At 69.7% G+C, this 13,644-nt stretch carries 15 protein-coding genes and 1 pseudogene; all 16 read left to right on the top strand.

Annotation, left to right across the window (positions count from 1 at the left end):
• Nucleotides 1-699 precede the first annotated feature (699 nt).
• The 16 genes and pseudogenes from KIV56_RS00285 (at nt 700) to KIV56_RS00360 (ending at nt 13,603) form a co-directional block, all read left to right on the top strand.
• Complete coding sequence (locus KIV56_RS00285; RefSeq protein WP_281534716.1) at nt 700-1,692, top strand: DUF222 domain-containing protein; 993 nt, start codon at nt 700-702, stop codon at nt 1,690-1,692.
• Nucleotides 1,693-1,736: 44 nt separating this feature from the next.
• Nucleotides 1,737-2,450: an HNH endonuclease signature motif containing protein gene (locus KIV56_RS00290; RefSeq protein ID WP_281534717.1), complete on the top strand. Its 714-nt coding sequence runs from the start codon at nt 1,737-1,739 to the stop codon at nt 2,448-2,450.
• Nucleotides 2,451-2,716: 266 nt separating this feature from the next.
• Nucleotides 2,717-3,058 (top strand): flagellar basal body rod protein FlgB, encoded by a 342-nt coding sequence (locus KIV56_RS00295; RefSeq protein WP_281534718.1) that lies wholly within the window; start codon nt 2,717-2,719, stop codon nt 3,056-3,058.
• Nucleotides 3,058-3,450, top strand: coding sequence for a flagellar basal body rod protein FlgC (locus KIV56_RS00300; RefSeq protein WP_281534719.1), 393 nt, complete (start codon nt 3,058-3,060; stop codon nt 3,448-3,450). The genes KIV56_RS00295 and KIV56_RS00300 overlap by 1 nt, the downstream gene beginning before the upstream one ends.
• Nucleotides 3,450-3,770 (top strand): flagellar hook-basal body complex protein FliE, encoded by a 321-nt coding sequence (gene fliE / locus KIV56_RS00305; protein WP_134448951.1) that lies wholly within the window; start codon nt 3,450-3,452, stop codon nt 3,768-3,770. The genes KIV56_RS00300 and fliE overlap by 1 nt, the downstream gene beginning before the upstream one ends.
• Nucleotides 3,770-5,389, top strand: a complete 1,620-nt coding sequence (gene fliF / locus KIV56_RS00310) for a flagellar basal-body MS-ring/collar protein FliF (protein ID WP_281534720.1) — start codon at nt 3,770-3,772, stop codon at nt 5,387-5,389. Before fliE ends, fliF begins: the two co-directional genes overlap by 1 nt.
• Nucleotides 5,386-6,405, top strand: a complete 1,020-nt coding sequence (gene fliG / locus KIV56_RS00315) for a flagellar motor switch protein FliG (RefSeq protein WP_281534721.1) — start codon at nt 5,386-5,388, stop codon at nt 6,403-6,405. The genes fliF and fliG overlap by 4 nt, the downstream gene beginning before the upstream one ends.
• Nucleotides 6,395-6,871, top strand: coding sequence for a hypothetical protein (locus KIV56_RS00320; protein WP_281534722.1), 477 nt, complete (start codon nt 6,395-6,397; stop codon nt 6,869-6,871). The genes fliG and KIV56_RS00320 overlap by 11 nt, the downstream gene beginning before the upstream one ends.
• Complete coding sequence (locus KIV56_RS00325) at nt 6,792-7,133, top strand: FliH/SctL family protein (RefSeq protein ID WP_281534723.1); 342 nt, start codon at nt 6,792-6,794, stop codon at nt 7,131-7,133. Before KIV56_RS00320 ends, KIV56_RS00325 begins: the two co-directional genes overlap by 80 nt.
• Nucleotides 7,130-8,456: pseudogene (locus KIV56_RS00330) on the top strand (FliI/YscN family ATPase). Before KIV56_RS00325 ends, KIV56_RS00330 begins: the two are co-directional and overlap by 4 nt.
• The gene (locus tag KIV56_RS00335) at nt 8,456-8,890 is read left to right on the top strand and encodes a hypothetical protein (RefSeq protein ID WP_281534724.1); all 435 of its coding nucleotides are present in this window, start codon (nt 8,456-8,458) and stop codon (nt 8,888-8,890) included. The pseudogene KIV56_RS00330 and the gene KIV56_RS00335 overlap by 1 nt, the downstream one beginning before the upstream one ends.
• Nucleotides 8,887-9,603, top strand: a complete 717-nt coding sequence (locus KIV56_RS00340) for a C40 family peptidase (RefSeq protein ID WP_281534725.1) — start codon at nt 8,887-8,889, stop codon at nt 9,601-9,603. Before KIV56_RS00335 ends, KIV56_RS00340 begins: the two co-directional genes overlap by 4 nt.
• On the top strand, nt 9,603-10,319 hold the full coding sequence (locus KIV56_RS00345) for a hypothetical protein (protein WP_281534726.1): 717 nt from the start codon (nt 9,603-9,605) through the stop codon (nt 10,317-10,319). The genes KIV56_RS00340 and KIV56_RS00345 overlap by 1 nt, the downstream gene beginning before the upstream one ends.
• 250 nt (nt 10,320-10,569) lie before the next feature.
• Nucleotides 10,570-11,763, top strand: a complete 1,194-nt coding sequence (locus tag KIV56_RS00350; protein WP_281534727.1) for a flagellar hook-length control protein FliK — start codon at nt 10,570-10,572, stop codon at nt 11,761-11,763.
• 92 nt (nt 11,764-11,855) lie between these two features.
• Complete coding sequence (locus KIV56_RS00355) at nt 11,856-12,344, top strand: flagellar hook assembly protein FlgD (RefSeq protein ID WP_281534728.1); 489 nt, start codon at nt 11,856-11,858, stop codon at nt 12,342-12,344.
• Between the two features lie 68 nt (nt 12,345-12,412).
• On the top strand, nt 12,413-13,603 hold the full coding sequence (locus tag KIV56_RS00360) for a flagellar hook protein FlgE (protein ID WP_281534729.1): 1,191 nt from the start codon (nt 12,413-12,415) through the stop codon (nt 13,601-13,603).
• The last annotated feature ends 41 nt before the right edge of the window (nt 13,604-13,644 follow it).

Raw genomic sequence — 13,644 nt, forward strand, 5'->3', positions numbered from 1 at the left:
AGCCGCCGCCTCTCACCGGTCGTCGTGTTCTCTCCGCGCTCTGCCGTGGCTAACTCAGGAGATTTGCACCCCGCACCCGGCACCGCGCCGGAAATCCGGGGCTGCAGGTCACGTGCCGGGCATTTTTCCTGAGTTAGCCGCCGCCGCAGCCGGATGACGGGGGAGAGGTCGCAGCCGGGCGGGCAGCACCGACGGGCGATGGCGGGATTCTGCTCTGCTCAGTCTCCGGCGGCAGTGGGGGCTAACTCAGGAAATTTGCGCGCAGCAGTCCGACAGACGCCCGGAGTTCCAGGGCTATGGTCCCGGCGCCGGCCGTTCTTCCTGAGTTAGCCACCGCATCACCCGCATAACGGGCGAGCGTAACGGCCGGGCGGGTAGCACCGGCGGGCGGTCGAGGGCGTCTGGTCTGCGCAGTTTCTGGCGACCATGAGGGCGAACACAGTGGGGGCTAACTCAGGAAGCTTGCGCCCAGTAGCCAGACGGACGCCGGGAAGTCCGCGGTAGCTGTCCCATCCCTGGCCATTTCTCCTGAGTTAGCCACTGTGCCGCACTCACGATTGATCGGTGGACTCGGCACAGAGGCGTTGATGCGGCGCGATGATTTTGGCTTCTGTCCTCAACAGGTGCCTGATCAGAGTTAGTTTCCACATACCTGAGCCATGCTCAAGGAATGTCGGTGGTCCGTCGTAACTTTGAGGCATGATCAACCTTCCCGAGTCGCCCGCTTCACCGGATCGGCCGCATGGCGACCCGGTGCAGAGCCGCGTTCTCGGGAGCTTGCGGTCGATGGCGGATGTCGTCACCGGGCTGGGCGGTTCGTCTGCTGTTGTCGACACGCTCAGTGACGAGGCGGTGCTCGAGGGACACGCGTTGATCGCGGGAGCGCGGCGGGCTCTCGACACCCAGGCGGCGTGGTTCGCCGCGGCCCTCGCCCGGCGGTCGAGTCCCGAGCTCGGTGGGCAGGGCCTCGCGGCCCGGAAGGGCTACCGGACCCCCGAGGACCTGCTGCAGTCCATCTCCGGGTCGAGCAAGGGTGACGCGGGCAAACTGCTCGCGGTCGGCCGGTTGGTCGCGGAGGCCGATGCCGCCGAGAAAGCCGCCCGGGAAGCTGCCGAGGCGCAGAAGCTGCTCGAAGGCACCCCGACCCTCGACGGCACTGACGTCAACAGAAACGGCGGGAACGACGGACAGCCCGAACCCGACGGACAGCCCAGGATGACCCAAGACCTGCCGCCGGCCGCGGTGCCACCGTGGCACGCGCCGATCGGCCGGGCCCTCGCCGAGGGCTGGCTCAGTGTCGAGAAGGCCGATGCGCTCCGGAAAGGCCTGGGCGACCTGGACCGGGCGATCACCCCGGAGAAACTCGCCACCGCCCTCACCCGGCTCCTCACCGAAGCACGCACCCTGAATGCGGATCAGTTGTTCAAGCGGGCCCGCCGGGTACGGGACGTGCTCGATGAGGCCGGCATCGCCGCCCGGGAAAAAGCCGCCTACGACGACCGGTCGTTGCGGTTCTGGCGCCTCTCCACCGGCCAGGTGCGCATGGTGGGGCTGTTCGCCCCGGAAGACGGCGAGTACCTGATGAGTACCTACGACGCCATCACGAGCCCCCGCCGGGGTGGGGGTGCGGTTCGTGGACAGGGAACAGGCGGCCTGGGCGAAGCGGGTGCAGGACGACCCGCGCACGACTGAGCAGGCTCACCGCCGACGCGTTCCTCGCCCTGACCAAACTCGGCGTGAAGGCCGACCCGAAGCGCATCGCCGGCGGCCGCAGCCCCGCCGTCCGCATGGTCACCATCCGCCCGAGGAGCGCCACACCCACCGAGACCACATCGACCGGGACCCCATCGACCGGGACCCCATCGACCGGGACCCCATCGACCGGGACCGCAGCGACCGGGACCGGAGCCGGTGGGACCGAACCGAGCCGGCCGACTCCCGCCGCCGCGGACGAACCCGCATCCGACGCCGGTTCGAACCCCGAAACCAAGGCTCCCACTCTCGAGCCGGGCGTCATCGAGGGAACCGCGGTCACTGTCTCCACCGAAACCCTCGAACGCAACCTCTGCGATACCGGGATTCTGGACGTCACTTTCGACGACCACGGCCACGGTCTCGACCTCGGCCGCGAACAACGCACCTTCTCCCTCGCCCAACGGGCCGCCCTCGCCATTCGCGACGGGGGCTGCATGTGGCCCGGCTGCGACCGACCACCCTCCTGGACCGAGACCCATCACATCCAGCGCTGGAAAGACGACACCGGCCAAACCAACCTCGACGAGGGCATCCTGCTCTGCCGGGCCGACCACCTCCGGCTCCACAACGAGCACTGGCGAATCATCAGAGACGACGCCGGCCGGTATTGGCTCACCCCGCCACCCGGACTCGACCCCGAGCGGAGACCAATCTTCCTCAGGAGCAAGAGCGAGATTCTTCGCGATGACGACTGACGCGACCGAGCGACCGAGCGACCGAGCGACCGACAGACCGACAGACCGACAGACCGAGTGAGCGGGCGGACGGGCGGACAGGCGGAATGGCGGTCGGGCGGCGGGCTGAAACGGCCGTCGAACCCCCTTTCGAGCCAAGCAGATGAATCGGGAGAGAAAGTCCTTACGTGGACCGGAACCGGGCCGATAGCTAGATACGAGCACGGATTGCTCGCACCAGGCCACGGACCGGCCGTCCAGTACATCTGACGACGAATCGGGTAACCGTGCTTGAATCCGTGACCTCCACCGCTCTCACGAGCGCACTGGCCGCACTCTCTCTGCGACAGAGCACTATCGCGAGCAATATCGCCAACGTCAACACGCCGAACTACCACGCCAAGCAGGTCGCGTTCGAGTCCGCCCTGGCCAAGTCCGTGGCGAACGGCAGCGGCAGCACGACCGCGACGACGACGGATTCGCTCGAACCCACCAACGTCAACGGCAACAACGTCAACCTCGACACCGAGACGCTCGCGAACACCTCGACCGTTCTCCGATACCAGTTCGCGGCCCAGGCAATGAACATGCCGTTCAGCGCCGTCCGCGCCGCAATGAGGACCGCCTGATGAGCCTCGACGCGATCGGAATCGCCGGCTCCGGCCTCACCCTGCACCGCAAGTGGCTCGACGCGATCGCCGACAACATCGCCAACGTCAACACCGTCACGCCGACGAGCGGCAATGCCTTCCAGGCCCGCTACATCGTGGCGCAGGCCGGCGCGGGCGTGAACGGCGTCGAGGTCGCGGGCACCGCACAGGGCTCGGCGACCGGCATCCTCGTCTCCGACCCGACCAACCCGCTCGCCGACGCGGCCGGATACGTGCGCCACCCCGACATCGACCTCGGCGAACAGATGGGCGACCTGATCATGGCCCAGCGCGGCTACCAGGCGAACGCGGCCGTCGTCGACCGCGCCAAGACAACCTACGAAGCAGCACTTCAGATCGGCCGTGCCTGATGACCATCGCATCCATCGGGGCGCTCGCGCTCCAGGCCAGCCAGGCCACCCAGAGCGTGCAGGCCACGCAGTCCAGCCAGGCCACCACGGCCACGGACGGCTCCGGATTCGGAACCGCCATGGCCGGCGCCGTCGACAACCTGCAGCAGCTGCAGTCGACCGCGAACACCCAGGCCGTCGCCGCCGTCACTGGCAACCTCAACGACATTGCGAGTGCCACCATCGCCGCCACCCGCGCGCAGGTGAGCCTCGAACTCGTCGCCGCCGTGCGCAACAAGGGTGTCGACGCCTTCAACGAGATCATGAGGATGCAGGCCTGATGCCCCGCCAGATCAGTTCCTTCTTCCAGCGCCTCGGACAGAACATCCGTGAGTTCACCATCGCGCAGCGCACGGTCGCCATCATCGGCGTCGCGGTGCTCGCACTCGGCATCGCCGCTCTCACGATGTGGGCCACGAAGCCCGCGTACACGCCCCTGTTCTCCGGGCTCGCCGGCGCCGACGCGAGCGCCATCGTCGACCAGCTCGCTACCGACAAGGTCGACTACCAGCTCAGCGACGGCGGTGCGACGATCCTCGTTCCCCAGGCGGATGTCTACGCCGAGCGACTCAAGGCGGCCGCGGCCGGCCTGCCGACCTCGGACACCGGGGGATACTCGCTGCTCGACAAGATGGGCGTCACCGCGAGCGAGTTCCAGCAGTCGGTGACCTACAAGCGGGCCCTCGAGGGCGAGCTCGCCAACACGATCCAGGCCATGCAGGGCGTCAAGACCGCATCGGTGCGCCTCGCCATTCCCAAGGACACCGTGTTCGTGTCCGAGAAGCAGGACCCCACGGCATCCGTCTTCGTCGCCACCCAGACCGGTGTGACCCTCTCGAGCGACCAGGTCCAGGCCATCGTGCACCTCACGAGCGCCTCGATCGACGGCATGAAGCCCACAGACGTCGCCGTCATCGACTCCAAGGGCATCGTGCTCTCGGCCGTCGGCACCGGCGTCACCGGAACCGGCGCCGAGCAGTCCACCGACTACGAACAGCGCGTGCGCGGCTCGGTCCAGGCCATGCTCGACAAGGTCCTCGGCGCCGGCAACGCGACCGTCGTGGTCGCCGCCGACATGAGCGCGCAGTCGGCCTCCCGCGTCGAGGAATCGTTCACCTCGCCGACGAACGCTCCCGCCCTCAACGAGGCCGTCAAGACCGAGACGTACACCGGCACCGGTGCCTCGGGAGCGGCCGGGGTGCTCGGCACCACGACAACGACCACCACGCCCACCGGAACGAGCACCGACGGCTCCTTCACCTCTGCGGACACCACGAAGAACAACGCGGTCAACAAGGTCACCGAGACCCGCACGATCCCGGCAGGCGCCGTCAACCGCCAGACGATCTCCGTCGCAGTGAACAAGGACACGATCGGCAGCGTCAACGTCGCCGACGTGACCAGCCTCGTCTCCTCGGCCGCCGGCATCGACTCGACCAGGGGCGACGCCGTTACGGTCGAGGTCGTCAGCTTCAACGGCCAGGCCGCCACAGACGCGGCGGCGGCGCTCGCCCAGCAGGATGCCCAGACCTCCGCGGACCGGATGGGCGAGATCGTGCGCATCGGCATCATCACCGCCGGCATCCTGATCACCCTGATCCTCGGCATGCTGCTCTACGCCCGCCGCTCCCGTCGCCAGAGCCGCGAATCGATCGAGGTCGACGAGATGCTCCAGGTGCGCCCGGCCCTCGCTCCGGCCGCGGTGCCGTTCGGCCTCGGCGCCCCGATCGCGCCGATCATGATCGACCCGAGCCCCACCGTCGCCTTCGGCGCTCCGGCGTTCACCCCGCCGGTTGCTTCCGAGCGGATGCGGGTCGAAATCGACGCCCTCGCCCAGCGCGACCCGAAGAAGACCGCTGAATACCTCCGCGGCCTCATGGATGATCGGCAGCCCGCATGATCGACCCCCAGGTTCCCCTGACCGGAACCCAGAAGGTCGCCATCGTTCTGATGAACATGGAGCACGACCGCGCGTCCGAAGTGATGAAGCAGTTCAGCGAGGCAGAAGCCGCCGATATCGCTGCCGAGATGGTGCAGCTGCGCCGGGTCGACACCGAGGTCGCCGAGACCACGGTCCTCGAATTCCACGACCTCACCATGCGCGGAACACGCTCCCCTCGCGGCGGCCACGCCTACGCGGTCGGCCTGCTCGAGGCATCCTTCGGTGCAGAACGCGCCGCCGGGGTCATGAGCCGGGTCGCGTCCTCGATGGCGGGCAAGGCCTTTGCATTCCTCGACACCGCGGAACCGCTCCAGGTCCTCACGCTCCTCGACGGCGAATTGCCGCAGACCATCGCCCTCGTGCTCGCCCATCTCCGGCCCGAACATGCCTCCGCCGTGATCGCCGGCCTCGAAGGCACCCTGCCCGCCGAGGTCGCCCAGTGCATCGCCGGAATGGGAACGGCGACTCCCGAAGCCATCCGCGTCGTGACCGACTCGCTCAAGGCCCGTGTCGGCGCCGTCACCTCCACCAGGGACTCTGTCGAGGTCGTCGGCGGCATCCAGCCGCTCGTCGAGATCATCAACCGGGCGGATGTCGCCACCGAGCGCTCGCTCCTCGAAGCTCTCGACGCCCGGGACCCGGTGCTCGCCGAACAGGTGCGCGCCCGGATGCTGACCTTCGCCGACATCGTCCGCCTCGAGGACCGCGACGTGCAGCAGGTGCTGCGCGGCATCGACGCCGGAATCCTCGCGATCGCGATGAAGGGCTCCACCGAGGGCGTCATCGAGATCATTCGCAAGAACCTCTCCGAACGCAACCGGGAGATCCTCGACGACGAGATTCGCGCGCTCGGGCCAGTCCGTGTCTCCCAGGTCGAGGAAGGCCGCGCAACCATCGTGCGCGCCATCCGCGACCTCGAGGCCCAGGGCAGCATCACGGTGACCCGTGCCGACGAGGACGCTTATGTTGTCTAGCCCCGCCATCCCGTTCCGCCATGCCGAGCCCGTGCTCGTGGACGCGTCCGGCCCAGCCGCCGGAGCCGTGCCCGCAGCCGCGACGACGGCGACCCCGGTCGCCCGCCCGACCGCAGAGACCGCAGGCGACCTGCCGTTCTCAGCGATCTCCTTCCCGACCCTGCGCGCTGTCGCCGGCGACAACACTCTTGAGACCGCACGGGTCCAGGGACACGCAGCCGGCTACACGGCGGGCATGCGGGCCGCCGCGGGCGACATCACTGCCCAGATCGCCCGCCTCGAGGCCGACCACGCCGCCCGGGTGTGGCAGGTCCAGGCGCAGGCTCGACCGCACGGTCGGCCTCCTCACCGCCGCGACCCACGCGCTCGACGAGCGCACCCAGCCGGTGCTGCTCGAGGTCGAAGACACCCTGCTCGCCGCGGCGCTCGACCTCGCGGAGGCCGTGATCGGGTACGAGCTCAGTGACGGAGTGGGCGCCGCACGGCTGGCCCTGCGCCGCGCACTCGACCCTGCGTCGCCGACACGTCCGAACGTGGTGCGCATGCATCCCGCCGACCTCGCCGTGATCGACCCGACCGTGCTCGCCGCAACCGGCGTGCAGTTCCAGGCCGACCCGTCGCTCGCCCGTGGCGACGCCGTCTCCGAGTTCGCGGACGGTTTCCTCGACGCCCGGATCGGCACTGCGTTCGAGCGGGCCCGCGCCGCGCTCGTCGGGGGAACCCGATGACCCTCACCTGGGAACCGCGCCCCGAAGCGTTCGCGCGTGCCCTTCGCGTCGCCCGCCCCGAGCGGGTCGGCGTGGTCTCGTCCATCGTCGGCCTCGGCCTCGAGGTTCGCGGGCTCAACTCCGCGATCGGTGACCTTGTCGCGATCGGGAACGACGCCGAGATCGACGCGGAGGTCGTCGCGACGACGCAGGACGGCATCCGCTGCATGCCGCTCGGCCGGATGACCGGGATCCGGGTCGGCGCGCCGGTCCGGTCCGACGCCACCCCGCACTTCGTGCCCACCGGAAACGGTCTCTTCGGCCGCGTCATCGACGGCATGGGCCGCCCCATCGACGGGAAGGGCCCCCTCGTCGTCGAGGAATACGTCTCGATCGACCACGACAGCCCCTCCGCGATGCAGCGATCGCGGATCACGACACCGCTGCAGGCTCGGCGTGCGCGTGCTCGACACCCTCACGAGCGTCGGCCGCGGCCAGCGCATGGGCCTCTTCGCCGGCTCCGGGGTCGGCAAGTCTTCGCTGCTGTCGATGATCGCCCGGGGCACCGACGCCCAGGTCTCCGTGATCGCCCTCGTCGGAGAGCGCGGCCGCGAAGTTCGCGAGTTCCTCGAAGACGACCTCGGTGCGGAGGGCCTCGCCCGCTCGATCGTCGTGGTGTCGACCTCGGACGAACCCGCGATGATGCGCCTGCGCGCGGCCTTCGTGGCGACCCGCATCGCCGAATCCTTCCGCGACCAGGGCGCAGACGTCATGCTGATGATGGACTCCCTCACCCGGGTCGCGATGGCCCAGCGGGAGATCGGCCTCTCCGTCGGCGAACCGCCGGCCACCCGCGGCTACCCGCCATCGACGTTCTCGTTGCTGGCGCGCCTCCTCGAGCGTGCGGGCACCGACCAGTCCGGCTCGATCACCGGCATCTACACGGTGCTCGTCGACGGCGACGACCACAACGAGCCCATCGCGGATGCCGCACGCTCGATCCTCGACGGACACGTCGTCCTCGACCGCAGGCTCGCCGTTCAGGGCCATTTCCCGAGCGTCGACGCCCTCGCCTCGATCTCCCGGGTGGCCTCGCGGGTCAACACCCCCGAGCAGAACCGGCTGGCTGGAACCCTCCGCAAGGTGCTCGCCGCGCGGAGGAACGCCCAGGATCTCCTCGACGTCGGTGCGTACAAGGCCGGCACCAACCCGCTCGTCGACGCGGCCGTGGACAACGAGGCCGCGATCAACGAATTCCTGCAGCAGCGGATGGACGACCAGACGTCCGCCCCGCTCGCCTGGGACCAGCTCACCCGGCTCACCCGGCTGTTCGGAGGTATCTGATGAAACGCGACTTCGCCCTTGCCGGACTCCTCCGGTTGCGCCACCTGCAGCAGGATGCTGCTGCCGGGGAACTCGCCGCGGCCAACGCCCTGCTGAACTCCAACCAGGCCAGGCGCGCGGAGGCATCCGCGGCCCTGACCGTGCTGCCGACTGAGGCGACCGGCGCCGCATCCCTCGCGGCGATCGCGGCCGGCCGCACCTCGGCGCAGAGCATGCTCGCCGACCTCGACGCGCTCGGCCGGGAATACCGGCAGACCGCGGAGACCGCCCATGCCGCCTTCGCCGCGAAGCGGGCAGAGTCCGTCGGACTCGAAAAGCTCGAGGGCCGGCACGGCCTCTTCATCGCCGCCGAAGACCTCCGCGCGGAGCAGACCGTGCTCGACGAGATCGCGTCGACCGGGTGGCACCGCCGCAAGGCCGGAGGCGCCCGATGACGATGGTCGACGCCCTGAGCCGGATCAGCACGATCCAGGCCACCCTCGCACGCTTCGACGCGCTGAATGCCGCGTCGGCGTCGACGGCGTCGACCGCGGCTTCGGCGACGACGGCCACGACGACCGACAGCACCGGAACCGCGGCGACCTTCGCAGACGCCCTCGCGGCCGCGGCCAGTAAGGCGACGAGCGCTGCCAGCGGCGCGGGCGTCGCCACCGGCAGCGTGACCGGAACCGACATCGTCACCTCGGCACAGAAATACCTCGGCGTTCCCTACGTCTTCGGCGGCACCGGCTCGAGCGGCATGGACTGCTCCGGCCTCGTCCAGAAGGTCTATGCCGACATGGGCATCTCCGTTCCCCGGCTCGTCTCCGGACAGATGAAGATCGGCACCGAGGTCGGCTCCCTCGCCGACGCGAAGCCGGGCGACCTGATCGTGACCGGCGGCGGAGAACACATCCTGATCTATGCAGGCAACCACAAGGTCATCCACGCGCCCTACGAGGGCCGCACGGTGTGTCAGGTCGAGGCCTACATGGACGACTCGGACATCGACACCATCCGCCGCGTGATTCCGGACGCCCCCGCCACGTCCAGCACAGCTTCGACAGCCTCGGCAACCGCCCTGACCGCGGCGAAGGTCGCCGCGACCTCCGGCACCGCCGACCTGCTCAGCGCCGCACTTGCCTCGATGATGAAGGGCGCCTCCTGATGGCCGCGTCGTTCGGAAGCGCGGTGTCCGCGCACGCCTCCCTCGCCCGCGCCAATGCGCAGGCCCTGCTCGCGCGTTCGGCGACGGAAACCCGCACCGGGAACGGCGCGGGTACCGGAGCGAACCCGAGTGCGGGCAGCTTCGCCTCCGCGCTCGACACGGCCAGGGACGCCGGTACGACCCAGCGTCGTGAGGCCGCGAGTGCCTCCGTGGACGCGCAGGCCGTGACCGCACGGGCGGCCCAGGCGGCGCTGTCGCGCTCGACCGCGGATGCCGCCGCCCGCGAGCGCCTGGACGCGTCCGCCGCACGCTCCTCGACGCACGCCGCAGCCCGGACAATGGAAGCACGCACGTCAACGGCACAGGAGTCGGCGGCGCGAACGTCGGCGGCGCGGACATCAGAACGGCAAGACGCACAGACGTCAGCACAGGATTCCGCGGACACATCCGGACAGACTGCCCGGGATGCGCAGGACGCGCGCGTGGTCCGCTCGGTGCAGATCGCCAGGGACGTGCGCTCGGCCCGGGCGGCACGAGGCGCCCACCATGAGCGGGATGCCCAGGCTGAACCAGCGGGTTCCTCCAGCCGAGGCTCGACGCGCACGGAAGTCTCGTCCAGCCAGTCGGCGGGCGGAGCCAGCGGAGATTCCGACAGGCTCCGGTGCATCAGCAGCTCAGCAGGTCGCGGGCCACGCACGGGAGACCGTCAGGCGTGACCTGCTCACGGCGGATTCGGCATCACTCTCTGCCTCGACGGCTGCTGCGGGCGCCGCCCGCGGTGACAGCGCGGCTGCCGGTCCAGTGCCTCTCGGGTCGGTCGCGCCCGGTTCGACGTTCTCGGTTCCGGCGGCGGTCGGTTCCGCGACTCTCGGCGGGGCATTGGCCGGCGTCGGCACCGCGTCAGCGCAGACTCTGGTCGACGGCGCACAGGCGGGTGGATCATCCTCGGATATCCAGACCGGGAACGTGACGGCCGAGGGAGTCTCGGCGACCGCAGCCGTGGCCGTGGCGGAAACCACCTCACCGGCCGGCGTCCCCGGAAACCTCGCGACCGGCTCAGCGGCCGGCCCGATCGCCGGCACCGGTACCCCTGGCAGCGACACCCCCGGCGCCTCCCACGGCACCACCCCCGGTGCGGGCACCGACGGAACGGACACAACGAGCGGTCAGGCCGTCCCGACCGGTACAGCGACCGGTCCGGCGACCGCCGCGCCTGGTTCCGGGTCGTCGGCCACCGGCCTCATGGACCTGGCCGGCCGGGCGGCCGTCGCAGCAACCCGGGCCGCTGGCGCACCGGGCGACACGAACTCAGGCCTACCAGCCACGGCCCCCCTCGACTCGGGAGCCGCCGCGGCGGTCACCACGGACTCGACCAGCGCCGGCTCGGACACCCACGGCGCGGACAGCCGCGGTTCGGCGAATGCCAGCTCGGACACTTCCGGCTCGGGCAACCCCGGCTCTGGCGGCTCCCTCGGGGGAGTGGTCGCCGACTCCGGCGCCGCCTTCGGTTCAGCAGCGGCCACGGCAGCGGCTGCGACCACGGGCACCGCGTCCGCCGCAACGGCCACGATCGATCCGGCTTCCGCGGGCGCTGCATTTCAGACCGCGCTTCACACGGTCGCTGCGAGTACGGCCGTCACGTCGGCATCCGCTGCCGGAGCCTCGACCGCAACGTCGGGCGCGGCACAGCTGGCCGACCTTCCGCTGGCCGGCCAGGTCGGCCGCGGCCTCGCAAGCCTGATCGGGGCAGCAAACGGCGAACACGCGATGACGATCACCGTGAACCCCGACAACCTGGGCCCCGTGACCGTGCGGGCGCACATCGGCGGCAGCTCGATCCGGGTGGAACTGTTCGCCCCGACCGACCTCGCTCGGGATGCGCTGCGCGCGATCCTGCCCGAACTGCGCCGCGATCTCGCCCAGGGCGGCACGGACACGCGGCTCGACCTGTCCGGCAACTCCCAGCCCGACGACTCCCGCGCGGGCGGCTCCGGTGCCTTCGGCGCCCCCGGCCGGCAGGAGGACCGGACGAGTGCGGATCCCGGATCTGCACGGGCACCCGATCAACCGGGCGACGCCCGGGAGTCCGGCACGACGGTCCGACCGACGTACCGGGACGAACCGCTCGGCTACCGCCCCTCCGTCGATGTGCTGGCCTGAGTGACAGCCCGGCGGATGACCGTCCAGAACCTGTTCCAGAACACGACCACGAGAACCACGAGAACCACGAGAAGCACGAGAAGAGAGAACCCATGACGATCGAAGCCATCGTGGCCGCCTCGGCAGCCGGAGCGACGGGCGCCGCGGCCGCGACCGCCGGCGTGTACAGCGCGTCGACCGCCACGCGAACGCCGAGCCAGACCCTCGACTCCGAGGCCTTCATGAAGCTGCTCGTCACGCAGCTGAAGAACCAGGACCCGAGTTCGCCGATGGACTCGAACCAGATGATCAGCCAGACCACGCAACTCTCCATGATGGAAAAGCTCACGGCCCTGTCGACGACGTCCGACGAGAGCTTCTCGCTCCAGATGCGCATCGCGGCGGCCTCCCTGGTCGGGCAGAACGTGACATACACGGATGCCTCAGGCACCTCGGTCACGGGAGTCGCCTCCGCCGTGTCCTACGCAGGTTCGGTGCCGCAGGTCACGGTCGGGGGAGTGAGCGTCAAGCTCGACGCGATCTCCGGGGTCACGACCCCGGCGACCACGACCACCCCTGCCCCAGCGACCACCACGGCCTGACGCCCGGCGCGTCCGGGTCCCATTCACCACACACTTTCCACCGTTACCGTTTCGAAAGGCAGCATCCCATGCTTCGTTCCCTGTACTCCGGAATCTCCGGCCTTCGCGCACACCAGACGATGCTTGACGTCACCGCGAACAACATCGCCAACGTCAACACGACGGCATTCAAGTCGTCCTCCACCCAGTTCCAGGACACCCTGTCCCAGCTGACCCAGGGTGCCGGTTCGCCCCAGGCCACGGTCGGTGGAACCAACCCCGCCCAGGTCGGCCTCGGCGTGCAGGTCGCCGGCATCTCCACGAACTTCGCCCAGGGCTCCTCGCAGGCGACCGGTCGCGCGACCGACGTGATGATCTCCGGCGACGGTTTCTTCGTGACCAAACAGGGTGGCGAGACGCTCTTCACCCGCGCCGGCAACTTCGACTTCGACGCCCAGGGCCGGCTCGTGTCGCCCTCCGGCGCGATCGTGCAGGGCTGGAACGCGGTCGACGGCGTGATCAACCAGGGCGGGGCGACGGGAAACATCACCCTGCCGCTCCAGGCCGTCATCGGGGCGAAGGCGTCTGCGACGGCGAGCGTCACCGGAAACCTGCCCTCTGATGCGGCCAAGGACACGGTCCTGAGCCGCGAGTTCACGTCCTACGACGCGAGCGGAACCGCAAGCCAGGTCTCCCTGACCTTCACGAACAACGCGGCCCTGGGGTCCCCGGCCGCGTGGACAGTCGCATCCGTGCCCGCTTCGACGACGACTCCCGCCCCGGTCCTGACCTTCACCGACGGTGTCCTGAGCAGCACGGGCAACTCGCTCACGGTCGGCGGGGTCGCAGTCGATCTCTCGAAGCTCGAGGGCTTCTCCGGTCTGACCACGGTCACCGCTACGAGCACCGACGGCAACGCGGCCGGGTCGCTCACCTCGTTCACCCTCGGCAAGGACGGCACCCTCGTCGGACTGTTCAGCAACGGAAAGCAGGAGTCCATCGGCCGGATCGCCCTCGCCACCTTCACGAACCCGGGCGGCCTCGAGAAGGCCGGCGGCTCCGAATACCGGTCGACCTTCAACTCGGGCGCGGCAGCCCTCGGTGCGCCCGGCTCCGCCGGAATGGGCACCCTGACGAGCGGGTCCCTCGAGATGTCGAACGTCGACCTCTCCCAGGAGTTCACGAACCTCATCGTCGCCCAGCGCGGCTTCCAGGCCAACGCCCGAATCATCACGACCTCCGACGAGGTCCTGACCGAGCTGACGAACCTCAAGCGGTAGTCCCGTCAGAGCAGGTGCGACCAGCGCCGGGTCCATCGCGG

The organism is Cryobacterium breve, assembly GCF_027594785.1.
Classification (GTDB): Bacteria; Actinomycetota; Actinomycetes; order Actinomycetales; family Microbacteriaceae; genus Cryobacterium; species Cryobacterium breve_A.